The organism is Mesorhizobium sp. M0664, from assembly GCF_040320565.1.
GTDB lineage: Bacteria > Pseudomonadota > Alphaproteobacteria > Rhizobiales > Rhizobiaceae > Mesorhizobium.
The window spans coordinates 17,795-44,500 of sequence record NZ_JAMYPW010000038.1 but is presented as its reverse complement, the minus strand read 5'-3'; the positions used below and the strand labels follow the sequence as shown (position 1 = coordinate 44,500).

Annotated in this window: 26 protein-coding genes and 2 pseudogenes; 13 read left to right on the top strand and 15 right to left on the bottom strand. The window is 59.1% G+C overall.

Annotated elements, in window-relative coordinates; translation table 11 throughout:
- Positions 1 to 230: 230 nt before the first annotated feature.
- The 4 genes from NKI39_RS25615 to NKI39_RS25600 form a co-directional block, all read right to left on the bottom strand.
- A complete protein-coding gene (locus NKI39_RS25615) occupies positions 231 to 527 on the bottom strand; it encodes a DUF4917 family protein (protein WP_352700502.1) in 297 nt (98 codons plus the stop codon).
- 633 nt (positions 528 to 1,160) lie between these two features.
- Positions 1,161 to 2,621, bottom strand: a complete 1,461-nt coding sequence (locus NKI39_RS25610; protein WP_352700477.1) for a mannose-1-phosphate guanylyltransferase/mannose-6-phosphate isomerase — start codon at positions 2,619 to 2,621, stop codon at positions 1,161 to 1,163.
- A 55-nt stretch (positions 2,622 to 2,676) separates the two neighbouring features.
- Positions 2,677 to 2,838, bottom strand: a complete 162-nt coding sequence (locus NKI39_RS25605; RefSeq protein ID WP_352479197.1) for a hypothetical protein — start codon at positions 2,836 to 2,838, stop codon at positions 2,677 to 2,679.
- A 153-nt stretch (positions 2,839 to 2,991) separates the two neighbouring features.
- The gene (locus tag NKI39_RS25600; protein ID WP_352835263.1) at positions 2,992 to 3,981 is read right to left on the bottom strand and encodes a nodulation protein NodZ; all 990 of its coding nucleotides are present in this window, start codon (positions 3,979 to 3,981) and stop codon (positions 2,992 to 2,994) included.
- A 796-nt stretch (positions 3,982 to 4,777) separates the two neighbouring features.
- Between NKI39_RS25600 and NKI39_RS25595 the strand changes: the two genes are divergently transcribed.
- The 5 genes and pseudogenes from NKI39_RS25595 (at position 4,778) to NKI39_RS25575 (ending at position 9,096) form a co-directional block, all read left to right on the top strand.
- Positions 4,778 to 5,143, top strand: coding sequence for a hypothetical protein (locus NKI39_RS25595; RefSeq protein WP_023718700.1), 366 nt, complete (start codon positions 4,778 to 4,780; stop codon positions 5,141 to 5,143).
- Positions 5,144 to 5,587: 444 nt separating this feature from the next.
- A pseudogene (locus NKI39_RS25590) lies at positions 5,588 to 5,904 on the top strand (nodulation factor ABC transporter ATP-binding protein NodI); the annotation flags it as partial.
- Positions 5,905 to 6,035: 131 nt separating this feature from the next.
- Positions 6,036 to 7,106 (top strand): GDP-mannose 4,6-dehydratase, encoded by a 1,071-nt coding sequence (gene gmd / locus NKI39_RS25585; RefSeq protein ID WP_023718702.1) that lies wholly within the window; start codon positions 6,036 to 6,038, stop codon positions 7,104 to 7,106.
- A gap of 898 nt (positions 7,107 to 8,004) precedes the next feature.
- Positions 8,005 to 8,277, top strand: a complete 273-nt coding sequence (locus NKI39_RS25580) for a hypothetical protein (RefSeq protein WP_023680062.1) — start codon at positions 8,005 to 8,007, stop codon at positions 8,275 to 8,277.
- Positions 8,278 to 8,397: 120 nt separating this feature from the next.
- The gene (locus NKI39_RS25575; RefSeq protein ID WP_245278576.1) at positions 8,398 to 9,096 is read left to right on the top strand and encodes a thermonuclease family protein; all 699 of its coding nucleotides are present in this window, start codon (positions 8,398 to 8,400) and stop codon (positions 9,094 to 9,096) included.
- 43 nt (positions 9,097 to 9,139) lie between these two features.
- Here NKI39_RS25575 and NKI39_RS25570 read toward each other — a convergent pair whose 3' ends face one another.
- Complete coding sequence (locus NKI39_RS25570; RefSeq protein WP_352700475.1) at positions 9,140 to 9,292, bottom strand: hypothetical protein; 153 nt, start codon at positions 9,290 to 9,292, stop codon at positions 9,140 to 9,142.
- 137 nt (positions 9,293 to 9,429) lie between these two features.
- Between NKI39_RS25570 and NKI39_RS25565 the strand changes: the two genes are divergently transcribed.
- From NKI39_RS25565 to NKI39_RS25555, 3 genes are read left to right on the top strand one after another with little or no spacing between them, the layout of a single operon-like run.
- Entirely contained in the window at positions 9,430 to 9,915 is a 486-nt protein-coding gene (locus NKI39_RS25565) for a hypothetical protein (protein ID WP_023718705.1), read from the top strand.
- Complete coding sequence (locus NKI39_RS25560; RefSeq protein ID WP_352680970.1) at positions 9,912 to 10,616, top strand: hypothetical protein; 705 nt, start codon at positions 9,912 to 9,914, stop codon at positions 10,614 to 10,616. Before NKI39_RS25565 ends, NKI39_RS25560 begins: the two co-directional genes overlap by 4 nt.
- A complete protein-coding gene (locus tag NKI39_RS25555; protein ID WP_352700504.1) occupies positions 10,600 to 11,007 on the top strand; it encodes a hypothetical protein in 408 nt (135 codons plus the stop codon). Before NKI39_RS25560 ends, NKI39_RS25555 begins: the two co-directional genes overlap by 17 nt.
- Here NKI39_RS25555 and NKI39_RS25550 read toward each other — a convergent pair.
- Positions 10,936 to 11,642, bottom strand: a pseudogene (locus NKI39_RS25550) (IS110 family transposase); the annotation flags it as partial. The gene NKI39_RS25555 and the pseudogene NKI39_RS25550 sit on opposite strands and share 72 nt — an antisense overlap.
- Positions 11,643 to 12,145: 503 nt before the next feature.
- Here NKI39_RS25550 and NKI39_RS25545 point away from each other — a divergent pair.
- The 5 genes from NKI39_RS25545 to NKI39_RS25525 all read left to right on the top strand — a co-directional run bounded on the left by NKI39_RS25545 (position 12,146) and on the right by NKI39_RS25525 (position 17,895).
- Positions 12,146 to 13,324 (top strand): SIR2 family NAD-dependent protein deacylase, encoded by a 1,179-nt coding sequence (locus NKI39_RS25545; protein WP_352700474.1) that lies wholly within the window; start codon positions 12,146 to 12,148, stop codon positions 13,322 to 13,324.
- The gene (locus NKI39_RS25540; RefSeq protein ID WP_023718710.1) at positions 13,311 to 15,209 is read left to right on the top strand and encodes an ATP-binding protein; all 1,899 of its coding nucleotides are present in this window, start codon (positions 13,311 to 13,313) and stop codon (positions 15,207 to 15,209) included. The genes NKI39_RS25545 and NKI39_RS25540 overlap by 14 nt, the downstream gene beginning before the upstream one ends.
- Before the next feature lie 3 nt (positions 15,210 to 15,212).
- Positions 15,213 to 15,431 (top strand): KTSC domain-containing protein, encoded by a 219-nt coding sequence (locus NKI39_RS25535; RefSeq protein ID WP_023718711.1) that lies wholly within the window; start codon positions 15,213 to 15,215, stop codon positions 15,429 to 15,431.
- Between the two features lie 20 nt (positions 15,432 to 15,451).
- The gene (locus NKI39_RS25530; protein WP_023718712.1) at positions 15,452 to 16,489 is read left to right on the top strand and encodes a hypothetical protein; all 1,038 of its coding nucleotides are present in this window, start codon (positions 15,452 to 15,454) and stop codon (positions 16,487 to 16,489) included.
- 83 nt (positions 16,490 to 16,572) lie between these two features.
- Positions 16,573 to 17,895 carry a DUF4062 domain-containing protein gene (locus tag NKI39_RS25525; protein WP_352835261.1) on the top strand — a complete coding sequence of 441 codons (1,323 nt, stop codon included), beginning with the start codon at positions 16,573 to 16,575 and terminating at the stop codon, positions 17,893 to 17,895.
- Between the two features lie 443 nt (positions 17,896 to 18,338).
- On the opposite strand, the gene NKI39_RS25520 is transcribed toward NKI39_RS25525, so the two are convergent.
- Genes NKI39_RS25520 through NKI39_RS25480 form a run of 9 tightly spaced genes read right to left on the bottom strand, consistent with a single transcriptional unit; the run spans position 18,339 to position 26,706 of the window.
- Positions 18,339 to 18,611, bottom strand: coding sequence for a DUF2274 domain-containing protein (locus NKI39_RS25520; protein WP_023718715.1), 273 nt, complete (start codon positions 18,609 to 18,611; stop codon positions 18,339 to 18,341).
- Between the two features lie 11 nt (positions 18,612 to 18,622).
- On the bottom strand, positions 18,623 to 19,840 hold the full coding sequence (locus NKI39_RS25515; protein ID WP_352700473.1) for a TraB/TrbI/VirB10 family type IV secretion system protein: 1,218 nt from the start codon (positions 19,838 to 19,840) through the stop codon (positions 18,623 to 18,625).
- A gap of 10 nt (positions 19,841 to 19,850) precedes the next feature.
- Positions 19,851 to 20,879 (bottom strand): P-type conjugative transfer protein TrbG, encoded by a 1,029-nt coding sequence (gene trbG / locus NKI39_RS25510; RefSeq protein ID WP_352700472.1) that lies wholly within the window; start codon positions 20,877 to 20,879, stop codon positions 19,851 to 19,853.
- A complete protein-coding gene (gene trbF, locus NKI39_RS25505) occupies positions 20,869 to 21,600 on the bottom strand; it encodes a conjugal transfer protein TrbF (protein ID WP_352700471.1) in 732 nt (243 codons plus the stop codon). Before trbF ends, trbG begins: the two co-directional genes overlap by 11 nt.
- Positions 21,601 to 22,923 (bottom strand): P-type conjugative transfer protein TrbL, encoded by a 1,323-nt coding sequence (gene trbL / locus NKI39_RS25500; RefSeq protein WP_352835258.1) that lies wholly within the window; start codon positions 22,921 to 22,923, stop codon positions 21,601 to 21,603.
- 36 nt (positions 22,924 to 22,959) lie between these two features.
- On the bottom strand, positions 22,960 to 23,685 hold the full coding sequence (gene trbJ / locus NKI39_RS25495; protein WP_023718720.1) for a P-type conjugative transfer protein TrbJ: 726 nt from the start codon (positions 23,683 to 23,685) through the stop codon (positions 22,960 to 22,962).
- A complete protein-coding gene (trbE, locus tag NKI39_RS25490) occupies positions 23,682 to 26,132 on the bottom strand; it encodes a conjugal transfer protein TrbE (protein WP_352700469.1) in 2,451 nt (816 codons plus the stop codon). The genes trbJ and trbE overlap by 4 nt, the downstream gene beginning before the upstream one ends.
- Entirely contained in the window at positions 26,126 to 26,398 is a 273-nt protein-coding gene (locus NKI39_RS25485) for a VirB3 family type IV secretion system protein (protein WP_352700468.1), read from the bottom strand. The genes trbE and NKI39_RS25485 overlap by 7 nt, the downstream gene beginning before the upstream one ends.
- A complete protein-coding gene (locus NKI39_RS25480; protein ID WP_352528997.1) occupies positions 26,398 to 26,706 on the bottom strand; it encodes a TrbC/VirB2 family type IV secretion system protein in 309 nt (102 codons plus the stop codon). The genes NKI39_RS25485 and NKI39_RS25480 overlap by 1 nt, the downstream gene beginning before the upstream one ends.

The following is a 26,706-nucleotide window of genomic DNA, read 5'->3' as shown; positions in this document are numbered from 1 at the left end:
TCTCCTTGTCCTGAGCTGGCTATCTCGTTGCCCCTCCGCCCGGCTAGAAACCGGACTCTTCTTGCTGAGGCATAGCGACCACAGACTAGGATCGCGCAGCTCGAGCAACAAGCCGCTAGCTGGCAATCGCGAGATCGTGAAGTGGCTCGTGTCGAAAGGCTGGAGGCAACTGAATGTCATTTTTGGGCCGACCGGCCGGTCAGTTTCCGGCTCGATGACCTGGTTGGCAGTCATTCCGCTTCTAACCCTAAACACCAGACATGAACTGTAGCAGCATCATAAAAGACGACATCAAGCGGCGATTTTTCGTTGCGCTGCACCGCTAGCTCGTTCGCGTGGTTCATGATCCGCTGGTTATCCGCGGATGCTGGTTCACCATAGATGCCAACACAGAGCTTGCGAAACTTGCCACGCGCTATGCGGTTAAGGATGTGGTCGTCATTCGTAGCGAGCGAATGGCCGAAAATGAAGAAGCAATGGCTGGCGGTCTTCACATTCGCGGTGAACTGCTTGAAGCCTTGGTACAGGTGGGCATTGTGACGGATCTTCGCCTTCTTCTGGGCGCTGGTGGGCTGATGAAGGGCGGCTTAGGGTCATGATTTCCGGTTCATCGCGCTGCAATGACCGATGAGTCACAGACGCCGCATTTCGCGCTAGACCGCAGCTGCGGTATTCTCGATCATACGCTCACCCATCCTATTCGCACCTCGTTGCCCCCGTTCGCCGCACCTATCGATCGGAGGCTTCCAGCCTCGCGATAGCCGCGCTATGCGGCTGCACACAACCTGACGACGAACAGGAGCAAGATTGGACATACAAGCCAGCACAAGATCGCCCTCCCCCTGTCCTTGCTCGTTTTCATGCGAAAATAATCAACTGAGTGCTGCGGGGATAGCGAGGCCGATTTGGCCCACTTCAGAGCGAAGTCGGCCATAAGCCATTGACATTAAACATTTTGGTGGGCGCGGGGTGCTTGGAAAGTCAGAAATATCAAAGGCTTATTCGACAGTGGGACTGTGTTGCGTTGCTACGCTCTCCGGTCTTTTCCGTTTGATTTGTCCCACCCTGATGCCGATTGCGGTCATTCGCCGCTGCCTTGGTCAATTCCCGATTCCACAAGCATCCGGTCCTGAGTGGGCAGACGGCCTTCCTAGTGGCAATTAGCCAGCGACACGTTGACCTTTCTCGTCATGCGCGGGTGAAATCTGCGTTCGACCATATACGTCGTCGAAGCGAACGATATCATCCTCGCCGAGATAATCGCCGCTCTGCACTTCAATGATCACCAGGTCAATTCTGCCTAGGTTCTCCAGCCGATGCTTATGGCCGCAGGGGATGTAGGCTGATTCGTTTGTCGCCAGGAACAACTCCTGCTCGCCATTGACGATTTTCGCGGAGCCGCTGACCACGACCCAGTGCTCCGAACGATGATAGTGCATCTGCAGGCTCAGCCGCCGACCGGGCTTCACCTCGATGCGTTTGATCTTGAAGCGCTCGCCTTCCTCAAGAACCGTGTAGGTACCCCACGGCCGGTGTACCGTGCTATGGACCAGGTGAGCTTCATGTCCTGAAGCCTTGAGGCCCTCGAACAGCTTCTTGACGTCCTGAACGCGGTCGCGGGATGCGACAAGCAAAGCGTCCGGGGAATCGACGATCACCAGATCGCTGACACCGACCGTGCCGATGACGCGCTTGTCGGAGCTCACATAGCTGCCGGTCGTGTCGACCATATGCACATCGCCGCGTATCCTGTTCCCGCTTTCGTCGGGGGCGATCAAATCGGCCATTGCGTTCCAGGATCCGATGTCGTTCCAATCCATGTCGCAGGCAACCACGGCAAGTTTGTTCGTCTTCTCCATGACAGCGTGGTCGAGCGAGATTCGCGGGGCGGAGCCGAAATGCTCAGGCGCGAGTTCGATTTTGGCAAAGCCTTCGCCTTGACTGAAGCGCCCGTTCTCGTAGCTGTCGGAGACGGCCTGGATCACCGCGGGGCAATGCGATGCCATCTCGTCGAGCATGGTTTGTGCGCTAAAGCAGAAAATGCCGGCGTTCCAGAAGAAGCGCTTGGACGCGACATAGGCTTTGGCTGTGTCCAGATCCGGTTTTTCAACGAAACGGACGACTTTCTCACCATCCGCTTCGATATAGCCGAATGCCGTGTCCGGTCTGGTTGGGGCGATGCCCAATGTGGCGATCCGCCCGAGCTTCGCATGTTCGATGGCCCGGCACATGACGTCTAAAAATGCAGGCAGGTTGCCAACCATGTGATCGGCTGGGAAGACGCATAGAATCGCGTCAGGGCCTTGCGTTGCCTTGGCATGGATGGCGGCTGCCGCAACGGCTGCGGCCGTATCCCGGCCTTCAGGCTCGAGCAGAAAGGTGCGTGGCAGGACCACGGAATCTAGTTCGTCGAACTCGTCCTTGGTAAGGAAGAGGTGTTCCCCAGATGTCACGGCGACGAGTTCCACTACGCCCTTTATCGAACCGACGCGCAGCACAGTGTGCTGAATGAGAGAATGTCCATCTGCTACTTTAAGGAAAGGTTTGGGGTGCGATTGCCTCGAAGCGGGCCATAGCCGCGATCCGGCTCCACCGCTGATGATGACGGGAACCACTTTCATTAAACAACCTCGATTTCGTCTCTGGACGTCATTGCCCGCGCCCTTAGCGTCAGCGTCACGACCGCCGTCGCTCTAGGATGGTCTTGCGGCGCTCCGAGTAACAGCGAAGTTCTGGCGCGTTGCCGGACGGCCGCAGATGAATGATCTCGTCATTCTGTATTCGTGCCCTAAGGCCGTTGGTTTCATCGACGTCGGCAACAGTCCCGAATGGAGCCAAGAACTGCTGCAGTGTGTCCGGATCCTCGAGCCTGCGGATCAAGCTGAGCAGCTGCGGGACATTTAGCGTATGCCATGGCCCGCCTCTCGTGAATTGCGGTCGATGTCTCTATGCCTGTTCGTTGCATCTGCCGAATTGCCCCGGTAGCGGGCCCTAATCAAGATGAGAGATTCTTTGGCTGCCTTCTATCAAAATCAAACGACTTGGGTCCTTCAGATCGAACTCAATTACCCGCGGTACGAAAAGGCGTGCATATCGTGTAAAGGCGCTCGTCGGAGGAAACCGAATAACGGTATCGCAGCGCCCGAGAAGATACATCTCAACGAGGGCGGAAATTGCGCCGTCCATCCCAAGTGCTGCAGTGTGCAAGGGGCCGTCTTGATCGGATCGGAAATGCTTGGGGACGGTGAGAAGATCGGGAAACCTGGCCGACAGGTGATCCAGGATTTGCGCGCTGTCCGTGCAGAAGAACAGCCGCACAGGCTTGGGGTGCGGTAACGCTTTAGCCTTATCAACCGCAGTGCACACTTGTTGAACGGCGAACTCCGGATCGGCCCAGTAGGGCGCATGGTCCATGATGTCTTCACCGTTACCATGTCGAACATGAACCCCGATGATGCTGTGCCCCTCAAAACATTCTTGGTAAATGGCATCTATGCGTGTTTGAATTTCAGACCGAGGCTTGACACTCTGGAAGACCTGCCGCTCGGCATCCTCATCGCAGCGCCACATTAAGCAAGCGTCACACACTACTGTGTTCGCTTCGACATCGTGTTCGGCCTGAAAGAGCTCGCCCAACTCGTCGCGCTCTTGGAAAATCTGCTCATCTGGGCGGTAAAGGCAGTCGATCGCTGGCCTATTCCACCACTCCGGGAAGAATGGACCCGGGAAGGAAAAGTCGTTGATCCGGTCGTCGCAAATAGCCGGTACGCCAGCGATGTCATTGATCGGTTGGAAGAACACCGGAAAGGCATTTGTGAAGGGTTGGTCGAGATAGCAGGACCCGCGCCAGTCGACGGCTAGCGTTCGTCCCGACCGCTGAGCGTAGCGCCAAGCGGCCGCCAGCGACCACAGACAATCACCGAAGCCCGTACGCCTCTGAGAGACGACGAACCTGCGCTTTACCAATCCACTGACCTGCATTTTCGGAAATCTCGTTTCAGAGACGAGGTTGCATCTGGCTTGGGATCTCTTAATCGATACTAGTCGACCGTTACGCCGGGCGATTTGGTAGAGGCTGCGCGTGGGGCAGAAGAGCTCCCTCAGCACTGCCTATCCTTATCTTCTGTGACGCTCGCAAATCTTGACGCCGGGTACACTCGCTTCCGGTTTAAATTCAGCGTTCTCTAATGCGCCCGGCGACATGTGTAAAATTGATTGCGTGAATGTGGCCCATCCATGTGATGGATACTAAGGCGTTCCTTGACCATGAGCCTCTGCTGACGTGGGGCCGCGCTTAGCTAAGCGAAACAGCCGGTCGAGGCAGTCCACAAAGTCCCTTTTTCAGTCCAATTCTTAACTGCCTCAACGTAACATGTCATTTGCGGGCGTTTCCTGAAGGACGGATGTGCAGGACCCGCCAGCCGTCGAATGTCAGGCGCAGGCCATCCACGTCATTTATGGCCATCATGGCGTCGGTCCCACCGAAAGATGCGACACGGCGCCCTCTGACGCTCTCAAGTGCGCCAACATGGCGCAACTCCTGCCGGATAGCTTTCGAGCCGGCTGGACTGAGCGACTGGCACGCGATGCTGTGCGACGATGGCCGGGAGAGGAATTTTGGCGTCTGCAGCCATGTGGAGGATCGTTCCGACGGTTCTGCGGGTTCTCGGTGTCAGAGCCGACACCTGTGCGAACCCGCTCTCGTCCGTTTTCGACAGGCCCTTGAGGTTCATGACCCTGTTGTTCGCCGAGATCACCCGCCAGTTCAGCGATCCAGGTGAAGATCGGCACGCCGGTCGATGCGGCGATCATCGCCTCGGCCAGCGAAGATGATGAAGAGGGCCATTGGGTCAAGTACAAGCGCCGACCAGCGTTTCATTGCTTCAAAGCCCATTTCGGTGCCTACGCCGAGACGGCCCTTGTCGAGGAGATCGCCGTCACGGCGCCCACACCGAGGACGGCAACGCCGTTCCTGATGCTCTGCCCGACAATCCCGGCGAAGTGTTTGCCGACAGCGCCTACCGAGGCAATCATCTCGGCGACGCGGTGCGCGCCAAGGGTGGAAGGCCGCGCATCGTCGCAACCGCTATGTGGGGGCGCGACGAGGCCGAAAGCTCGACGCCTGGAACCAACCGATCCTTAGAATTTGTACTCGGATCGAGAAGATCTTCGGCACCTGTAGCCGGATGCGATGGCGAGGGCTGGCAAAGGCGGCCGTTCAAACACAGTTTGATGGTCGCCTCGTCCCGCCCATCGTTGAAGCCCAGCTACCGTTTTCGGGCTAGCGCGCCCGAAATTCCTTGGAGGTCAATACGTAATGCCCTACCCGGCTTTTCGCCGCCGTCTCAGATGTGCGGTTCGCCCAAAGCCCCCGACTGCCACGAACTTTGTCTTCGCGCGGAGCGAAACCTCGCGCCCACGACTTTGTGCCGCCGATGTGCCGCGCTGCCTGTCAAACAATCCATTTTATGGATGCACCTCATCCAAACAATCGATTTCACTGATCAAAACAATTTCCATTAGAAGACGCTGAAGCAGGCAAAGATTACTTGGTCAGCGCAAAAGAGGGATGGTGGAGTTCTAGTGTGGCTTGGACCCACATGCTCGCCATTTTATCTGGGAACGGCTACGTGCCCTGCTGGCGCAGGGCAATACGATTCTACTGGCCACCAACTTCGTGGAAGAAGCGGAGCGGCTATGCAACCGACTGTGCGTGCTTGAGAACGGATGTAGAATCCCAGAAGGGCGTCCTAACTCGCTGATTGATGAGCAAATCGGGTGCGACGTGATTGAAATCTATGTCGCTCACCCCGCGAGCTGAGTTCGGCACTCAGGCCGCATGTGCGACTTAGGCAGGTTAGCGGCGAGACTCTGTTTTGCTATGCCTCGAAGCCGGAGCAGGTGTGCTCGCTGGCTGACACTGTCAATGACGAGCTCCGCGCCGCATCTGTCGAAATCCTACCATAGGGTATGAGGCGGGCCGCCGGTGTGGCGAGCCAGATTCGAAACTTCAACTACCATAGAGCAGGAAGAAAATGGGCGAGAACAGGAAAGTTGCTCTGGTTACGGGCATAACGGGACAGGATGGTGCCTATCTCACGCGTCTTCTGCTGGAAAAAGGCTACGTCGTTCATGGGATTAAGCGACGTTCCTCTTCCTTCAACACGGGTCGCATCGAAGACATCTACCAAGACCCGCACGATCCCGATCCGCGCCTAATTTTGCATTACGGTGACCTCACTGATGCGACTAATCTCATCCGAGTAGTTCAGGAATCCCAGCCAGACGAGATTTACAACTTGGCCGCTCAGAGCCATGTCCAGGTGTCGTTCGAAACGCCGGAATACACAGCAAACGCCGACGGTATCGGAACATTGCGACTTCTTGAGGCGATCCGCCTCCTCGGTCTGAAGGACAAGACCCGCTTCTATCAGGCCTCGACTTCAGAGCTCTACGGCCTCGTGCAATCCGTACCGCAGAACGAAACAACGCCCTTTTATCCGCGCAGCCCTTACGCCGCCGCCAAGCTCTACGCCTACTGGATCGTGGTCAACTATCGCGAGGCCTATGGTATCCATGCTTCCAACGGCATTCTCTTCAATCATGAAAGCCCACTGCGCGGCGAAACTTTTGTGACGCGCAAGATCACCCGCGCCGCCGCTGCTATCTACCTCGGCAAGCAGGACAAGCTTTATCTCGGCAATCTCGATGCTCAACGCGATTGGGGCCATGCGCGTGAGTACGTGCGTGGTATGTGGATGATGATGCAGCAGGATCAACCGGATGATTACGTGCTGGCGACGGGCAAGACGACCCCTGTCCGCCAATTCGTCGAATGGGTTTTCGAAGATGTCGGCGTCGAGCTCGAATGGCGTGGTGAGGGAGTCGACGAAAAGGGCTATGATGTCGAGACCGGCAGATGCCTAGTCCAGGTAGACCCACGCTACTTCCGCCCCACGGAAGTCGATCTTCTCCTGGGCGATGCCACAAAGGCGAAGGAGAAGCTCGGCTGGGTGCATGAGACATCCGTGCGCGAGCTCGCCGCGGAAATGGTGCGGGAAGACCTAAAGGTCATGCAGACATCGGTAATCATGAAGGAAGCATAATGTACGATCTGAAGGGAAAAGCCGTGTGGGTCGCGGGCCACAAGCATGGTGGGCAGCGCTGTTGTAGGCCGCCTCGCGTCTGAAGACTGCAAAGTTATGGCCGCCCTGACGTTTCCCCCAAATTTTATCCAGTCGATTACCGGATAGCTATCTGCCTTCACCTACCTCGGCCTAGTGCAGAATCTTGGCCGAATGAACTCGGCGCTCTTGCTGCACACCAATGGTCCGTCCGCGCGAAGTGCGATCATACCGCCGCAGCTTACCTTCAAATCCGGCACTGGCGAGGATCTAGATCCAAGCCGACGGCGCCGGGCATCAAATAGAAAGCCGCCGACCCAAGCCAGCGGGCTTGATTGGGATGGCCCGCGCGGACGGTCAAGGCTGCGCCGGCCGACCATGGCGGAGGGACCACCTTGGTCAACGGCACGGCCCGATGACGCCGTGCCGATGTACCACAACATGCGGCGAGATAGAGCCTTCCGGCGTCGCGGAAAAAAAGCCCGCCGGTTTTGAGCCAGCGGGCAAGTTCTGGAGTGGCTGAGATCAACCCAGCATCAGTCAACGACCGGCGGAACGGTTGGTTGCAGTGGATGCCAGCTAGCCGCAGCATGCTGTGAATCGTAGCAAAGTGAAAAACAAAACTCTGGACTTCTAGGTCGGACTCGCCCCAATATTTGTTTGGGGGATTCACATGAAAATTGGAGCACTCATCGCAAGTGCAGCCCTGTGCGTCAGCAGCTGCTCTACGAGCGCTGTCGTGTCGGACAGCGATCTCACGGCAATGAATACCGTTGCGCTATGTCACGTTCTCGCCAGCAGCACGGACGAACAGTATCGTAGCAGGGTAGCGGCCCTTCTAGTGCGCAGGGGCGCAACAGCAGAGAAGTGCACCAGGCTTGTGCAAACCGACAATGCTGTCGCGACAGGCATAGCAATCGCGGCTGTCGGCGGCGCAGCTGTGGGTGTCGCTGCCAACAACGGCTATGGAGGCGGAACATATTACCGGCCACCGCCACCACAAACCTATGGCGTCGCGTGGGACCAATTCTATGGCCAGAACTACAGCGTTATCTGGCGCTGCCGCGACCGGTCCACCGGGCGGTTCCTTGACGATTACTATTGCGCCGGCCTGCCCATGGTCGACAGCGCATGGCCGGGCTGGTCGGCGTAGCGGATGAGCAGGCCATACCGCAAATATCGATCCAATCGGTGGCAGAGACCCACCGGTGCCAAGCTGTGGCGGCGCCAACTTGCGAGCGTGCCGGCAATGCTCGGTCTTACGGCAGCGGCGGTGGCCGCCTTCCTGGCGCCGTCGGGCGCGCAACGTAGCGACGATGCATCAAAGGCCAGCCCACGAAGGGCGGCGCCCGCCTCGCTTACCGGTGTCGCTTCCGTCATTGACGGCGATACGATCGAAATCCACGGCCAGCGCGTCCGCTTCAACGGCATCGACGCGCCAGAGAGCCGGCAGCTGTGCCGCGATGCGAATGGCGCCGAGTATCCTTGCGGCCGGCGATCGGCCGAAGCGCTGGACGCTTTCCTGGCCGCGTCGAGGCCGCTCGAATGCACATTCGTGACGTGGGACCGCTACCACCGCTTTGTCGGCGATTGTCGGCGCGCCGACGGCGCGGGCGTGGCCGCCTGGATGGTCAAGCACGGCCAGGCGCTGGATTGGCCTCACTACAGCCAGGGCGCCTATGGGGGGCAGCAGGCGCAAGCCCAAGCCTCAAAGATCGGCCTGTGGGCCGGGACGTTTCAGGCACCCTGGGAATGGCGCGCTGCGCACGCCGACGGCGCGGCGCCGTCGAGTCGCCCGCTGGGCATCATCAGCCGTAAGCTGGTCGCGCAGAGCGGCTATTCTTGCGAGCCGCGGAGAACGTGCAAGCAGATCGGTTCCTGCGACGAAGCCAACTGGTACCTGCAAAACTGCTCATGGGGCGGAAAACTCGATCGCGACAAGGATGGGATCCCATGCGAAACACTCTGCTAGCAAGATCGCTGCGGCAGCGATTGGCCTTACGACAGGCGTAGCTCTAGGTGTCCATGGCGTTTTCTGCGAGCGAATCCGTAACTGCCATGGATTTGACGCTCGCCAGTGCGCCCTTTCTCATGGTGGCAATTGCTGAGCTCACCAAAATACCGATAGCCACCCTGCTTTTTAGTGCGTCCTGGTTCTGGAAGCCCATGATCTTGGTCTTCCTCCTCGTTCTGGCAGGCATAACCTTTGAGACGGTGTTTATGGGAATGGAGCGAGCGGGTGCTCTGCGCCAACTGCGTTACGAGGAACTCGTAAACAAAATCGACGCGCTGGACCCAGGAGGCTATGAAGCTGGCCTCGGCCGACGAACTTGGCCGAAAATCCGATCAGGTCGAACAGGCGCGTTCCGAAATTGAGCAGCTTGCGTCTCTTGCGGAAAAATCCCGGGCGACCTTTCAGTCGCAGATTGCCGAGGTCAATGCTGAATTGGAGGGAACGACCGCCCTTACTCCAGAAGCGTCGCGCGTTCGCGACCAAGTGGAGGAAAAAAGCGCGGTTCGATTGGCGTTGATTCAGCAGCGCGACGGCGAAGCAAAGGAAGCCGTTGATCAGTTCGAGCGTCAACGCGACAGCTTTGTTGAACGTATCAAGATGGCGCGCGATTCCGGCGATAGCGACTCGGCACGCCGGCTAGAATCAGAAGTGGCGAAACTTGCTAATCCACGCACTAAAATTATAGCCAAGTTCGACACTCAGATAGAGCCGCTCGACCAAGAGGTCGCCGCCCTGCGTGCAGGTTTCGATGTTTGCGGGCAAGCAGCCCTCCTATGACTGCCGACCAGAGGCAAAAACTTATGGATAGACGCTCGACGTTGGAACAGACGCGCGACAGTGATGCCGGGGCTTGGCAGCGCCGATTGGATGACGCTGGCAAACGGCTCGCAGAAGCGCAGGCCGCTGAGGCCAACAAGGCACACATCTCGGCCCAAAACCAGGTCAGACAAGACCTGATTGCCAAGGAACTCAGCGGTTTGGAGAAGGAGCGGATCCCCATGGCGCGAACAGATCAGGTCCGCCGTATTGCCTCCCGCTGGTACGGCAGCAAACCTGAACTGGAGACTGAGGCACAGGCCGGAATAATCTCTGTGATTTGGTTCGGCTCGCTCGCGCTCATCGCCGCGCTCGCGGGACCAATTACGGCAATGGTCGCTCTAGCGCTCCAGCGCATTGCCGCCCGAGAAGAGGACAATTCAGAGAGCAAGACTTCCAGGCTGCTCCGCAGAATGCTTCTGAGTTGGCGTTGGCGCCGAATTCGAACGATTAAGGTACCAGTCGAAGTTATGGTCGAGAAAGAGGTTGAGAAGCGGGTTGAGGTGCCTGTGGAAAAGGTGGTCAAAGAGATCCTCTATGTTCCGCTCTTCACGGACGACCCCGAAGTTCTTCGAAAAGCCCTGGACCAAGATTTGCCGCCTGAGGTCGCTGATCTCGTGACGGTATCAATGAAGGACCGCAAAAGTGCTCGTCAGGCATAACACCACGCTGCTTGAACAAGCCGTCGATCTCGCCGTCAAGAGGTCGGCAATTCCGACCCTGCAAGCTCAAGCCGCGGCTCAAGAGAAAACAGCTCGAGCGACCGCCATTCGCCGAATGGCGACAGGCGGGGCCATTGCAGTGGCGGCAGTCGGGATTGGGCTGGGCATCAAGCTTGGTCTCTGGGATAAAACCTTGCCGGAGCCAGTGGCTTTGCCGACCATAGAGCAGCCAAGCGATCTCACCTCCCCAACAGATGAGCCGCCTATTCCTGTTCCAACTCCAAAGCCAACTCAGGAGCAGGCGCCCCAAGGCGTCGCGTGCCTCTTCAACATCCTTGATCTGCTGGATCAGCAACTCGATGCGATCAAGCTCGCGGCTGATCTGCGCTAATGAGCGCTGGCGGCAGTGGACGCCCATCTGCGGTAATGAGCGCGTCGAGACATCTGCGTCGATCGCCTTTCAACGGTTCGTATCCGGACACACCTTGGCTGAACAAAAGGCCCTTTATCCTGTTGACGTGCCTGATCGCTCGTTCGTCAGAGCCTTCCGCTCCCGCACCAACCGGCGACGGTCTTCCTCCTCCAGCGTTGGCACTCGCAACATGGCGCAAACCCTAGGCTCGCCGCGGTTGTAGGCCAGCAACGCTCGAACCAGTGCTTCCCCGTCAATCCTGTCGGTCTTGGCCCGCCGGCGGCGACGCGATGTGGCAATGGATGCCGGGTCAACGACATAACTCTCGATGCCTTCGCGTTCGAGGACCCGATGTATCCAGAATCCATCCAGACCAGCTTCCTTGATTGATATGACCCGGAAACGCTGCCCTGTCCGCACTTCCGCCTTTCGTTGCAGCTCTGCGAAGTGATCGAGCAAACCCGGAATGTCGCCCCCGACACGAGGTGTCTCGACATTCTCTCGCCCCCACCTGGCGAAAGCGAAGTCACGAGCCATTTTGAACGAGACAGTTCTAACGAGACAAATATTGCGGCAAGATCGACGCGGATAGCGGCCGTGGTGTTGGCTTGCATGCTGACCTCCAGGTGATGTTTGGCGGCTTCACTCTGGCAGAGCGCTGGTCGCCTTCCATCCCCATAGGATCTTCACGAGAGCGGACTGGCAGCACACAGTATGATGATGCTCAGAGGCGGCCGTTCCGCTGTTGGCCCGTGAGCTGACGTCAAAATTCCTTGGGCATGTCCGATAGTGTGAAAACCGTATTTCACACTGACGACATACACATCGAGGGAATTTGCGACATCTACGCACCCTACACCTGCACCCGGATCTCTTCGGCTCTCGGTGGACTTGAGTAACTTGGCCGACGATTTGGCGAGTTTGGCGAATTTCTCGTCAAGCTCGCCGACCTTTTCGAGGTGATTCTTCTTTGTCACCGCGCGGTCATCCAGACTTAGCTTGCCGCCAATACCCTCATCGCACTAATTGCTATAGGACCGTCAACTGCCTTGGCGCGAATCGTAGCAATCAGATACGGTGCTAAATAGTTCGTCGTGAGGGCGACGGGGGTAAATACTTGGAACACGAAGCTGTACGCCAGATACATTATATCCAGCAGGCTCTATCCCAAAACAAGAGAGCGGTCGGCTTCTTCATTGGAGCCGGATGTCCGCTATCGATCCGGTTGGCCGACGGCTCGGCCTTGATCCCTGACGTCGCCGGCCTAACCAAAGTGATTAGCGAGACCTTCGCCGTCGGGGCGCACAAGGAAGCATGGAAGAAGTTGCTCACGGCCGTGATCGAGGACGATGGCGGAGCCAATAATATTGAATATATCTTAAGCTACATCCGGCAACTGGCCGCCGTTGCTGGTCCTAGTACAGTCAGAGGGCTCGACCGAACAACGCTCGATCAGCTGGATGCCGAGATTTGCGCCGTCATCAGTGAGCAAGTGGATAAGGCCCTGCCGGATCGCAGTTCTGCGTATCACGACTTGGCGATCTGGGCCCGATCGATCCGACGCGCCAAACCGGTTCAGATATTTACTACCAACTACGATCTCTTGGTCGAACAAGCGCTCGAAGAGTCCGCCACACCTTATTTCGATGGCTTCGTCGGAACTCGGAAGGCGTTTTTTGACCTTGGGGCCGTAGAAGATGAAAACCTGCTTCCAGCTCGCTGGGCGCGCTTATGGAAAATACACGGCTCGCTCAATTGGCGCTTGACGGGTGATGGCAAGAGAGTCGTGCGGTCAGACAACCGCGACACGAGCACCTCGTATCTGATCTATCCGTCGCATCTTAAATACGATCAGAGCCGGAAGATGCCCTATCTGGCAATGCTCGACCGATTGAAGGCCTTCATCCTTCAGCCGAATGCAATCCTGTTCATGTCGGGCTATTCGTTTAGCGATGAGCACATTAATGACGTCATCTGCAGGTCTCTGGAAGCCAATCCGACCGCCCAGGTCTTCGGCCTTATATACGGTGATCCCGCTGATGTTCGTTACAAGAAGGCTCGCGAGTGCGGACTTCAGCTGCCGAACCTGAGCATCTTGGGCGATCATTCGGCTATAATCGGGCGAATTGAAGGGCTCTGGAAGGCCCTCGCTGATGACGTTTCCTCTTCTATACCACCGGGCATAGTCATCAAAGCGGCCGACGGAAAGACAAAAGTCGGCGTAGGTAATTTCGCTCATTTCGGCTTTTTGATCCGTTATCTCACCGGTGAGGTGACCGAAGATGACGCCGTCTGAATCGGCCCTCGCGACGGTCATTGGCACGGTTCAGGACGTCAGTGGAACGACTGTGAGCGTTACGCTCGGTTCCGGGCAGCATTCGGGGCTGACCTTTGTCAGGGGCCAAGGCTACCGCATCGGCCAGATCGGCAGCTTCGTCAAGATCCCGGTCGGCTATACAGAATTATTCGGAATCGTCAGTCAGGTGGGAGCCAGTGCTGTCCCTGCCTCCAGGGTCGGAGAGCAGGCAGAAAGTCATCGGTGGATGACGGTGCAGCTGATCGGGGAAGGTCATAAGTCCGAGAGCTTCCAGCGGGGCATCTCCCAGTACCCCACCATCGACGACGAGGTTCACCTCGTCTCCGAGACCGATCTTCAGGCGATCTACGGCCGCGTGGGCGCGCTCAACAACTACGTAAGAGTAGGACACATTACGGGAAGCGAGTCGATCGACGCCCTTGTCGACATCAATAAACTGGTCACGCGCCACTCGGCAATCGTCGGAACCACGGGATCGGGCAAGTCGACGACCGTCGCAGGCATCTTATCCGCGCTGTCGGATCCAGGCCGGTTTCCATCATCAAGGATCGTTGTTCTCGATCTTCATGGAGAATACCCAAAAGCGCTGGGGGATCGGGCGAACATTTTTCGAATCAATCCAAACGCCAAGGCCGCCAACGAGCTTCCGCTCCGCATCCCCTATTGGGCTCTGAATTTCGATGAAATGCTCCGCCTGACCTTTGGGGCTCTACCGGCAGACGGCAAGGCGCGGAACGTCATCCTAGAACGCGTGATCGCAGCCAAAGGCGCGTTCCTGCGCACCTACCCACTTGCCGGGATTGACGAAGCCAGTGTCGGCGGAGACAGCCCTGTTCCCTTCTCTCTGAACAAACTCTGGTATGACCTGTATTGCGCCGAGTTCGGAACTTACAATCCCGCGCTCGGCAATCCATCTGATCCGAGCTCGTGGATGTATGAGAAGGATGGCGCGGGCAACGATATGGTGGGCGACGCGATGAAGGGCGTCGCTCCTCGCTTCCGCAGGGTCAAGGATATCAAGGGGGACGATGAGAAGATCCGCTATCTTCCGGACCCTCTCAATCTCGCCAGCGCGCTTGAAAATTTAGGGTCCAAGCTCCGGGTGTCACGGTTCGACTTTCTTCTGAAGGCGGGTGATTGGCATCCTGCCCTGGACGGAAAGGTCGAAAAAGACCTAATGGAGTTGATGAAGCAATGGATTGGGGGCGCTCGCAACACCAGCATCATCGACCTGTCCGGCGTGCCGTCATCCATGACCAACGACATCATCGGGGTCGTGCTGCGCGTCCTCTACGATGCACTGTTCTGGGCTCGAAACCTCTCCGAGGGAGGGCGAGAACGTCCGTTGCTGATAGTCATGGAAGAGGCTCACAACTATCTCAACGGCGCTAACGACGGCCTGGCGGCGAGCATCGTGCAGCGGATAGTCAAGGAAGGGCGAAAATACGGCATCGGTGCAATGATTGTCAGCCAGCGCCCCGCCGAAATCGATCCGACCATCCTCTCTCAGTGCGGAACTTTTTTCGCGCTACGGCTGAGCAACGCGACCGATCGCTCACACGTGACGGGCACGCTCTCGGACAATCTTGAGGGTCTGACGAACATGTTGCCTATCTTGCGGACGGGAGAAGCCATAGTGCTAGGCGAAGCCGTCAACATGCCGATGCGAGCAACTATCCAGGCCCCGCCCAAGGACCGCAGGCCCGACAGCCAGGATCCACTGGTCTGCGACGTCCAGATGCCAGAGGATTCCCAATCGCCGGGCGGATGGAATATTCACCTCAACGCGGACGCATCATACGACGATTTCGTTCGTGTCTGGCGGCAACAGAATCCTTCCCTCACAAACTCCAACGAGGCCTAGATCATGGCATTCCGAGACTTTGCACCATTCACTTCCTCCAGCATCCAGGCATTGCGATACGATGAGGGGACGCAGGTTCTGCAGGTTCTGTTCAATAATGGAGGCGTGTACGAATATTACGGTGTGCCGGCACGTATGGCTGAGGAGTTCGAACGGTCCGAGTCAAAAGGCGTCTTTCTAGCCGCGAACTTGAAGGGACACTACCGCTACAGCCGCGTCTGAACCCTGGAGGCCCCAACCGCATGGCAACCGTCTCGCTCGACCAGAAACGACGCCGGGTCGAAATCTCGTCCTTTGAGCTAGCAAACGAGGTGGTGTTCGCCTTCTTCAACCGGTTGCCTGCAGCCGATCGTGATGAAAAGCTGCATCGAGCGCTCTACATCGGTGTCCTTGCTCTGATGGAGGACCGGCTGTCTTCGTTCCTCTCTCAAACTGCAAACAGTCTCGGCACCGAACTGGAAAGCCTGAAGCTGATCTTCGATATGAAGCAAGAGCTTTTCTACAAAAGCGCCGCCAAGGGTGCGCACGCTGAGATTGAGATCGCGGACTTCCTCAACGACCTCATCAAATCACGCCGGTTTGAAGACACCGTGCATCTAACCGGAAGCAGCACAGGACTGCTTCCGCGGAACAAGACGGGGGATATCCTGTGCGAGATAGCGGGGCGTCCGGGCGCGCGCATCGCTATCGAGTGCAAGTTCGACAAGGGTATTCGGCTCGGCGACATCCGATCCAAGGACGTCTTCTCCAAGTCTTTCGACACCGCCTGGAGCCAACTTCTGGAGACCCAAGCCAACCGCGACGGACAGGCCGGCATCATCGTTCTGGACGCTACTTTGGCTGACAATTCGGTGCTCGCCGAAGTCAACGACCTGAAGTTCATTCCCGGTGTCGGTTTTGTGGTGATTGTGGATTCAGCCCGCGGCGACTACCGCAACTTGGCGATCGCCTATGCGTTGGCGCGGGACCTTGTTCTGCGACCCAAGAGCGATGACATCGATTTGGAAATACTCGCCCTCATCGTTAGCCGGACTGCGAAGGATCTTTCTGACGCGGCAGCCATCCGCTCGCTTGTCCTTTCCAATATCGAGACTGCCAAAGCGATTCTGGCGCGGCTAGAAAAGAGCATTTCCCTGATGGAATTCAACGGCCGGTATCTGGCGAAATTCATGAAGGACGGAACCCTGTCGAAACAGGATCTAATCAGCTTCTACTCCGGAGAGGAGGTTAGGGAGCGCTATCGTGTGGTAGAACAGGAAATCAGAGCCCTGGGCACTTAAGCAGCGTAGAGAGACTAGAGAGCTTGACGCCGCCCGTTTTAATGGCGGGTGACAGATTGCGTTCTTCGGATGGGAGAGTGCCGGTGTCCAGCAGGTTACGTGTGTTCATTAGTAGCACGATGAATGATCTCGGCGATGCGCGTCGGGCCGTGTCTGCACGGCTCAGCTCTCTCAACCTTGAACCCGTCAATGCCGAAAACATGCATCCCGATGGTAGCGCCAGTTGGGACGTCATCCGCGCAGAGATTGAGGCATCTCACCTCTTCGTCTTGCTGAGTGGAGACAGCTACGGTTGGATCCCGCCGACCGGCCCTGGAGGCGGCGAAGGACGATCGGTAACGCATATGGAGGCTCTGTACGCCAAAACGATCGGGCTGCCGATTCTTCCCTTCTTCAAGAAGATCCCGTACGGATCGTCCAACACCACGGTGGAGGCAATAGCGCGCGACTCGTTTCGCCGGGAGGTCGGAGATTGGGAGGCTGGCCGTTTCAGGCAAGAGTTCGAGTGGATTGATGAACTCGAGCGCAAGGTAGGAGACGCTTTGCTTGATCTTTTCCACCGCTCGGTCTTGAAGGAGATGGCCGAGAAGCGGCTCACTGGCATCCGGACACTTACGGGGGCCTCTGGACGGAAATTCGACAGGATGCCGATTCCTACCGGCTTCGTCGGTCTCGACCCGGTGCTCTTAGCTGGCGCAGGCATATCGGTGTCTGCTGGACTGCCGACGGCTAACGTGATGATTGAACTCTTCGGCGCGCGTTTGTCGCTTGGCATCGACGGGGACCGTATCCTCGCGAGGCACCGCTTCGCGGACGTCGCTTCTGCCGTTGAGCGCCGGTTCGGCCGAGCGGAGCTGGAAAGGACTGTGGTTCAAGCATTCGATATGGTGCAAGGTGTGGCGCCGACGCTTGGCCATCTGGCGGCGGTCTCAAGCTTCCGCCACATCGTCACCACTAATTACGACGACCTGTTCGAGCGGGCCAGCGTCGCACGAGGCGTGCCCTACACAGTCCGATCATCGAACGGTGAGGTTCGTGGGGACGGAGAGCAACTCACCATATTTCAGGTCGATGGGTCCGTCGGTAGCCCCTCTTCATTGATTGTCACCGAAGAGGACGCAGCCCACGCTCGCCTCGACAGTCTATACTGGAGTAGCATCGCCCAAGTGATCGGGAATCGACCAGTGATTGTTGTTGGCCACTCACTCCGGGATGAAAATGCGAGACGCGTGTTGGTAGAGCGCGGTAGTGGAGCCGGGCTCTACGTGTCAATCGCCAGTGATCCGATGGACGAGATCCTGCGCGATCGGTTCGGACTTGCGGAATGTGTCGGCACTGCGGACGACTTCCTGCAATCCTACGAGTACGCCCATAGGCAGGCGGAGAGCGGAGCCCTCACCCTGTAGCAATCGTTGCGTCGGCGAGCTACGATCTATACGACCATCCAAAGGCCACGCTAGAAAAACTCGGACGGGTTGGACTGCAAGCGGCCCAAAACAAAGCCCTCACTGTCTGGCGCTGTCTTTGGATCAATTCCATAGTAGAAGTGTTCCCCAAGAGCCTCCTATGGATAATTCGATCTACTAAATTGAGTCGTTCCTTAGAGAAGACCGTCTCAGTGTGAAAGTCCCATTTCACACTCTCGGACGATTCGAAGGAATTGTAGCGTCTGCTTTTAGGAGCCTGCATAACAGTCCGCAACGACCGACAACGGGCGCAGAGCCGGCATTGGTTCGGGGCAGATCAGCTCGTCTTTTGTGCCCTGTGTTTCGGCTTGCCGCCGGCAAGTTGCTTCAATGCATTTGCCCGCCTAGAAAGGTGCCCCCTCGGACTCACTGGTCGCTGTCACTTATTCGGACCCTGAAATTGGCTGCCGCCGCGATTTCTCTGACTTGTCGACGACAGGGAGCCCTTCCTTTCTGGCCTTGGCAAACGCTCGATCGCTCTCCAGGAACTCCGCCAGCATGAACGGGATGAGTTCCGCTACCGATTCGGACTCGCCATAGGTCTGACGATAAAGCGCCGCATAGTCCTTCAGTGCTTGGTTCAGGTCTGCACTTACGCTTATGGTGATCTTCGAAGGTGTCCGATCCGGAAGTTTGCCGAGTTTCAGATTGGTCATGATGACTCCAGTCAATTCGGGTACGGTCGCAGCACAAGATCCTTGTGCACGATGACGCGCAGTGGCCAACCAGGGCGGACGGTGATCGTGGGCTGAATATTGAGGTTCTTCTCGGTGATGCGCTGGCCAGCTTGACTGACGTTCTGCTGAGCGGATTCGCGGATTGCTTTGACCAGGTCGCTTTCGTCTTGCCCGAGGCTCAGCTCGGTGCCGACCCCCAGCAACGTGGCCAGCGCAACGCCTTTCATCAGCTGCCAGGTGTGGAAATCCACCTTGTCCTCAAGCCCGGCATAGCCGGCGGTGTCCGTCGCCGGCAGATTGTCGATTTCGATCGAAGAGCCGTCGGGCAGCAGTATCCGTTGCCAGACCAGCAGCGCGCGCCTTTGTCCAAAGGCAACAACGCTGTCATAGGTGCCAATCAGGCGAGAGCCTTGCGGAATGAGCAAGGTGCTGCCGGTGACTGTGTCGTGCACATTCTCGGTGACCTGTGCGACGACGAGGCCGGGCAAGTCGGAATTGATGCCAGTGATCAGGCTCGCTGCGATGACGCTGCCGGCCATCAGCTGATACGGCGAAGCCGGCGTCTGCAGTGCATGCAGATTGTAGATTCCACTTGTGTTCCGCTGGCTGACAAAATCGAGCTTGCGCTGTTGATTGTTTTGGTCGCCCTCGGCCGGTGCAACGGAAGCTGAATCGCGTGCGGCATCGGATTGTGGAGCCGTTCCATCAAAGGGTGGACGCCCGCCCTGCCCGTTGCCGGCGGCATCCGCTTGCCGGGGTCGATTTTCGATCCGGAAGAAGATTTGCGATTCGCGCGCCTCGATCGCCTGCTGTGCAAGGCGCTGCTCCTCCGCCGAAACCTCCTGGCCCGGCGCGATGCCCAGCTGGCGTTGGTGCTCAAGGATGGGGCGGCCGAGGTCGCCGGGCAGCGGTGGTCCAAGCACCGGAGGCTTGGGCTTGATCCCGGAATAGTCCTTGGGCAGCCTTTCAATTGCCTCCGCGGTTGGCTTCCGCTCAGTGTTGTAAAGCTCTTCAGCCTGCTCTTTGATGCGCAGTGCCGGTCCCTGCAGCGCCATCATGGTGATGCCTAGAACGGTGCCGGAACCAACAGCTGCAATGGCGACAATAATGCCGCGCTTGAAGCGCACAGCGCGGCGGGGCGGGGCCCGCAGCTGGAGCTGTTCTGGATCGAGTTTCGGTGAAGGATCGGAGCGGGAAGTATCCGTCATGGGCCGTCCCTCACCTGCTGGAACGCGAAAAGAGCAATATCCGCCGCGGCGCTTGCCTGCCGTCGGTCCTCGTGATGCGCACCACCTGTTGCTGCTTGGCGCCGAGGCGCAGTTCGGCCGCGGCGAAGAGGCGATCGACAATGTAATAGTTGCCGCGTATGCGGTAGTTGACGAGCTGGTTGTCCCCGTCAGCACCGACGATGAAGAGCGGCGGGGCCTCGCCCTGATCGATGCGGCGCGGAAACTCGATGTAGACCTTGCTGCCATCATCGAACGCGCGCGTCGGCCTCCAGGGCGGCATGTCGCCGGTAATCGAATAGCGGAAGCGAATATTTTCGAGAGCCACATTCGACGCCACTGGCATAGCAGCCTCGGCCTGCGCATCGCGCCGGCGTAGCGCGATAATCTGGTCCTCGCTGTAGGTCCAGGAGATTGCCGCCATGGCGGTCTTATCCGTGCTTTGAAGCTGCAAGTGATAGCTTCGCCGGTCCGTGGTGATCACCAGATTGGTGGCAAGTCCTGGCGCGAAGGGCTTCACCAGCACATGGGTGCGCTGGTCATCGCCGGAGCCACTGACGGTGTCGCCAATTACCCAGCGCACTGTATCGCCGGCCGACACGGATTGGAGTTTCTCGCCTGACTGCAGAGCGATATCGCTGACGCGCTCCGGTGCGGCATAGAGCTGGTAGAGCGCGCCTTCGGCAAAGGGGTAAACCTGCACCGCATTCACATAGCCATATTTGGTGGGTTGCTGCGTCGCCGCCTTGTTGGCATCGGCGACACGTTCTTCAGGCGAGCGCCTGTCTTCAGCAGCCTTGCCCGGCTCGGGCTGCAACTGGCCGGGCAGCGGTAGCGGTTTCGGCACTTCCACGACTTTGACGGGCTTCTCCGGCGCCTTCTCGATTGCCGCCGGTTGGAACTTGGCAGCATCATAGGAAATCTGAGGTGGCGGCACCGGCTTCGAGGCACAGGCGGAGATGACCGCAGCCGACGTCGACAGGACCAGCGCAGTGCGGAGCGACGAGAGTCTATTTTTCATTGGCGGGCTCCTTTGGGGGAACGGAAGTCTGCGCGGCACTGTCGAGCTCGCGCGACCAGTCGATGGCATTGATGAAGACGCCGAGCGGGTTTTTGCGCAGCTGATCGGTATTGTTCGGCGGCCGGATCACAATGGTGAGGATCCCGGTCCAACGCGTTGTGCTGGCGAGGCTGCCGCGCTCAAAGACCTGCTCGGTCCATTTGACTTGAAAGGAGCTGTCGGACGCTCGAACCACGCTCGTCACCTGCACCGAGACGCTGCGCGTGCCGATCTTGCCGAACGGGTCGTTGGCCTTAGCGTACTCGTTGAGAAAGAGGGCTCCGCGGTCGGTGGCAAAGTCGTAGGCCGAGAGCCAATTCTGCCGCACCAGCACCGCATCGGTGGAAACAGAGCGGACATTCTGGATGAAGCGGCCGAGATGCCAGGCGATCTGGGCATCGGTGGGCTCGTAGTCCCGGATTGCTGGAGCGACGGCGCGCGCCTCGCCGAAACGATCAACCTCGACGACATAGGGCACGACGCGGCCCTGCATCGACTGCCACAAGAGTCCACCAGAGAGCCCGGTGGCCAGAGCGAGGCAGCCAAAGGCCATCAGGCGCCAGTTCCTTGCCTGCACGCGCGCAGTGCCGATGCGCTCGTCCCAAAGTTGGGCGGCCTTCTGGTATGGTGTGACGGGGTGGGGCGTCTTCCCGTAACGCTGAACAGGTCGCTTGAAGAGCATCTAGTCTTCCTTATCGTTGAGAGAGGGGTTGGCGCCGCTTCCACCCCGATCGCCATCGCGGACGGCCTGCGTGGCGGCGTGGCGATGGGCGCGCGCGGTCTGTTCGGAACGCAAGCGCCTCGCCCACGCCGGCGCGGCATTGGCACCTGACGCGGCAGGGTTTCCGGTCATTGATGCGGTCGGCGTGCCGCCCGTCGCGGTCCAGGCGGCATCGCGGCCGGCATCGGCGCTGCGCCGGAATGGTTCTGTTGCAGGTCGCATTCCCCGAATCGCGGCGCCGCCAGCTGCGCCGGCAACGCCCTGCAGTCCAGCAGCTACGCCGGAGAGGCCGGACTCGGGCGATGTTGCACGCCTCATCTGCCAAGCTGTGGAAGCAGCCGATCCCATGGCCGTGCCGGCTCGAAGGGCGGCGAGACCGCCGCCGGTTGCCATGCGCGCGCCGGCAAGCGCCGCACCTCCGGCAACGAGCGTTGATCCGGCGGCCGCCGCGGTGGTTCCGAGTGCGGCTCCCGCGCCAAGCTGCGGCGCGCCGGAAACAAGACCCGAGGCAATTCCCGGTCCGAAAATGCCGAGCCCAAGCAGCGCCAACGCGCCCAGTACCTGTGACATGGCCGCGGCCAAGTCCGGCTCCTTGCCTTGCAGCGCGGAAGCGAACTCGCCGAAGAGCGTGGAGCCGATGCCGACGATGACAGCAAGCACCATCACCTTAATGCCCGACGAGATCACATTGCCGAGCACGCGCTCGGCCAGAAACGCCGAGCGGTTCCAGAGCGCGAAGGGCACCAGAACAAAACCGGCCAATGTGGTGAGTTTGAACTCCAGGATAGTGATGAAGAGCTGAATTGAAAGAATGAAGAAGGCGATGAGGACCAGAAACCAGGCGAGAAGCAGCACGAAGATGGTCAGCGCGTTGCCAAAGATCTCGGGGAAGCCGACTAGCTGGCTCGCTTGATTGAGCAGCGGCCAGGCGCCCTCGAAGCCGGCCGCGGCAATGCGGCCTGGCCGCAGGAGACTGTCGGCGGACAGATTGCCGGCCGATGCGTTGATGCCGAGCCCGGCAAAGGAATGGTAGATGATGTCGGCGAGGTTCTTAAAATTGTTCAGGATGAAGGCGAAGGCGCCGACATAGAGCACTTTTCGGACAAGCCGGCCAAGAACATTGGGCTCGCCGCCGAACGCCCAGACCAGGCCTGCCAGCGTGATGTCGATGCCGATCAAGATGGTGGTGAGAAAGGCGACGTCGCCCGAAAGCAGACCGAACCCGCTATCAATATAGCGGGTAAAAGTCTCCATGAAGCGATCAATGACGCCGAGGTCGTTCATGTCGCCGCCTTCCTCGTTGTCTTGAAGAACTGCTGATCAGTTGCCGGGATAGGCCGTTCCGGTACCCAGGAAACGCTTCGTCGTCTCGCGGGCGGCTTCCTCGGACTGCGCCTTGCGGGCAGCATCTTCGGCTTCAGCCCGGAACTGGGTCGCGAGCAGCGTCTGGATCTGAATCTGCTGCTTGGTCGAAAGCGCGATCAGCTGATTGGTGGCCTGGCTTGCCTCAAGGGCACCTGCCGCGCCCTGACTGCGGTTGACGAGATCGGTAAGCAGGTCGCCGTCGGCCCGCACGTTCTCCACGATCTGCGACTGCGCGCTCATGGTTTGGCGGAACGCCTGCATGGCGTTTTGCCAGCGCTCGCGCGCGGCGCTCGCCACATCGCTGACCTTGATTGTGGCGTCGTAGCTTTCCGGATATTGCACACGCCACTGGTTCTGAAGCTTGTCGAGATCGAAGCTCAGGCCGCTGGCCTGGGTCATCAGGCCGTCGATCCGTTGGAGCGAACCTGTGAGCTGGCCGACGGAAGAAAAATCCAGGCGCTGAAGGTTGCGCGCCATGTTCTGCAGCATCGTCGCCTGGTTCTGAAGCGACTGGATCTGGTTGTTTATCTGCTCCAGGGAACGTGCCGCTGTCAGCACGTTCTGCGCATAATTCGACGGATCGAACACGATTAGGGCGTGGGCCGGCTGGACGTAGTCGGCCATCGGTTTTGCGATTAGGGAAACGGTGATCAGGCTGGTGAGAAGGCGGCGCCGCATCATGACGATTGCTCCTTGTCTGGTTGAGGGAATTGCTGGAGAAGCTCGGCAGCCCAATCGAGGCCGCGCGCACTCAGGAACCGGGAGGCAAAGCTGTCCTGCCCGTGCTCTGACAGGACGCTGTCGATCAAAGCTTGCGTGGCCGGATCAGAGGCCCCGCAGAGCGCAAGAGCGATCGGGCCGAGCCCGAGCTCGAAGAGGCGGTTGCCGCGGCGCGACTGCAGATAATACTGGCGCTTCGGTGTGGCACGGGCGACCAATTCGATCTGCCGCTCGTTCAGGCCGAAGCGCTCATAGGCTGCCCGCGCCTGCGGTTCCACGGCACGGTCATTGGGAAGAAAAATGCGCTGTGGGCAGCTCTCGATGATCGCCGGCGCGATCGACGAGCCAGCGATGTCTGCAAGTGACTGCGTGGCGAAAATGACGGAGACGTTCTTCTTTCGCAGCACCTTCAGCCATTCACGGATGCGGGCGGCAAAGAGAGGGTTGTCGAGATAGACCCACGCCTCGTCGAGCATCAGCAGCGTCGGCCGTCCGTCGAACCGCTCCTCGAGACGATGGAACAGATAGGTGAGCACCGGGAGCACAGCGCCTTGGCTGTGCATCAGCTCTTCGGTCTCGAAACACTGCACATCCGACAAAGCCAGCCGATCTTCATCGGCATCGAGCAGACGCCCGAACGGGCCGTCGAGCGTGTACGGCATCAACGCGGATTTCAGCGCATTGGACTGAAGCAGGACCGACAATCCAGTGAGCGTGCGTTCCTGCGCCGGCGCGGTGGCAAGGCTGGTCAGGGCCGACCAGATCGCCTCCTTCACCTCCGGCGTTACGGTGACATTCTCATGGGCGATGAGGCCGGCGATCCATTCGGCTGCCCAGCTGCGGACAGCCTGGTCATTGATATTACGCAGCGGTTGGAAGGCAAGCGCACCGTCCGCACCAAGCCCATGGTGCTCTCCACCCATGGCGAGTGTCGCCGCGCGGGCCGAGTTGCCCTTGTCGAAGACATAAACCTGTGCGCCGGCATAGCGGCGGAACTGCAGAGCGACGAGGGCAAGCAGAACCGACTTGCCGGCACCGGTCGGACCAACGATCAGCATGTGACCGACATCGTCGACATGGGTGGAAAGCCGAAACGGGGTGGACCCGCTGGTCTCGGCAACAAGAAGCGACGGTGCTTCGATCCGGGTGACTTTCGCGAGATGCTCGTTTGTCGCCGGACCGGCCCAAACCGACGATAGCGGCATGAGATGGGCAAGGTTCAATGTATGAATGAGCGGCTGGCGAACGTTGGCATAGACATGGCCGGGCAATGAGCCGAGCCACGCCTCGACCGCATTGATGCTTTCACGGATTGTGGTGAAGCCGAGTCCGTTGACGATGCGCTCAACCGCGCGAAGGTTCTCCGCGGCGGCTTGGCGATCCTGGTCCCATACCGTCACCGTTGTGGTGAGATAGCCGAAGCCGACGTGATCGCCGCCCAATGCCTGAAGGGCGGCATCCGCATCGAGCGCCTTGTTGTCGGCGTCACTATCGACGAGAGGGGCGGGTTCGTTGGTCACGACCTCGCGCAGGATGGCTGCGACCGATTTGCGCTTGGCAAACCACTGACGGCGCAACCGGGTCAGTGTCTTTGTGGCTTCCGTCTTGTCGAGCGGGATGAAGCGCGTCATCCAGCGGTAGGCGAAATCCTGATGGTTGAGCGCGTCGAGGATCCCTGGCCGGGTGACGTTCGGGAAACCAAGGATGGTGAGGTTGCACAGATGCTGCTCACCCAGCATCGGCTCCAGGCCGCCGGTAAGCGGCGCGTCAACCAGAACACCGTCGAGATACATTGGCGTTTCCGGCATGGCGACCGGATGGCGGTAGGTCGAGATTGTGCCGTGCAGATAGGTTAGCGTCTCGGCATCATCGAGGGCGCGCACTTCCGGCATGAAGCCGGACAGCAAATCCAGGACGCGGTCGGTCTCGTCGCGAAACCACGCCAGCTCCTGGCGCCAGTCTCTAGCCCCTCCCGAGTGATGCGAGTCGACCAGTGCGCTTTCCGCCCGCGCCTGGCCATCTGGCGCCGGCATGAAGACCAAGGTCAGATGATAGCGACTCTCGAAGTGCGCGACCTTGCCCTCGAAGGCCGCGCGCCGTTCTTCATCGACCAGCCATGAGGCAGCATCGGGAAAAGCCGAGCTCGGATAGCCCAGCGCTTCAACGCGCTCGGCCTCGAAAAACAACCCCCATCCGGAGCCCAACCTTCGTAGCGCATTGTTGGCTCGTGCGCAGATGCCGACCAACTCGGCTTCGGTCGCGCTTTCAAGGTCGGGGCCACGGAACCGGAAGGTTCGCTGGAAGCTACCGTCTTTATTGAGCACGATGCCGGGCGCGACCAAAGCGGCCCAGGGCAGATGATCGGCAAGCCGATCGGCTTTGCCGCGATACTCCGAAAGGTTCAGCATGCAAGCCACCCCTTCAGGCGAAGATGACGGACAAGCACGCTGGCGAAGTCCGGATCGCGGCGAGCGGCAAAGACCGCGAGGGTGTGGCCGGCGATCCAGAGCGCCAGTCCGGCGATCCACTGCTGCAGGCCAAGGCCTATTGCCGCGGCCACCGTGCCGTTGAGGATCGCCACCGCTCGCGGCGCGCCGCCCAGCAGGATCGGCTCAGTCAATGCCCTGTGAACGGGGACTTCGAAATCCTCGATATGCTGCTCTCCGGTGGCCATCAGACGAGTGCCCCGCCGCCGAAGGAGAAGAAGGAGAGAAAGAAGCTCGATGCCGCGAAGGCGATCGACAGGCCGAAGACAATCTGGATCAGCCGGCGAAAACCGCCTGCCGTGTCACCGAAAGCAAGGGTCAGGCCGGTGGTGATGATGATGATCACCGCGACGATCTTGGCGACCGGTCCCTGCACCGACTCAAGGATCTGCTGCAGCGGCTGTTCCCAAGGCATGCCGGAGCCCGCTGCGTGGGCCGGGACGGTGAGAAGAAACGCGAGCGCGGTGGACGAAAGGAAGCGAAGCTTCTTGCGCAT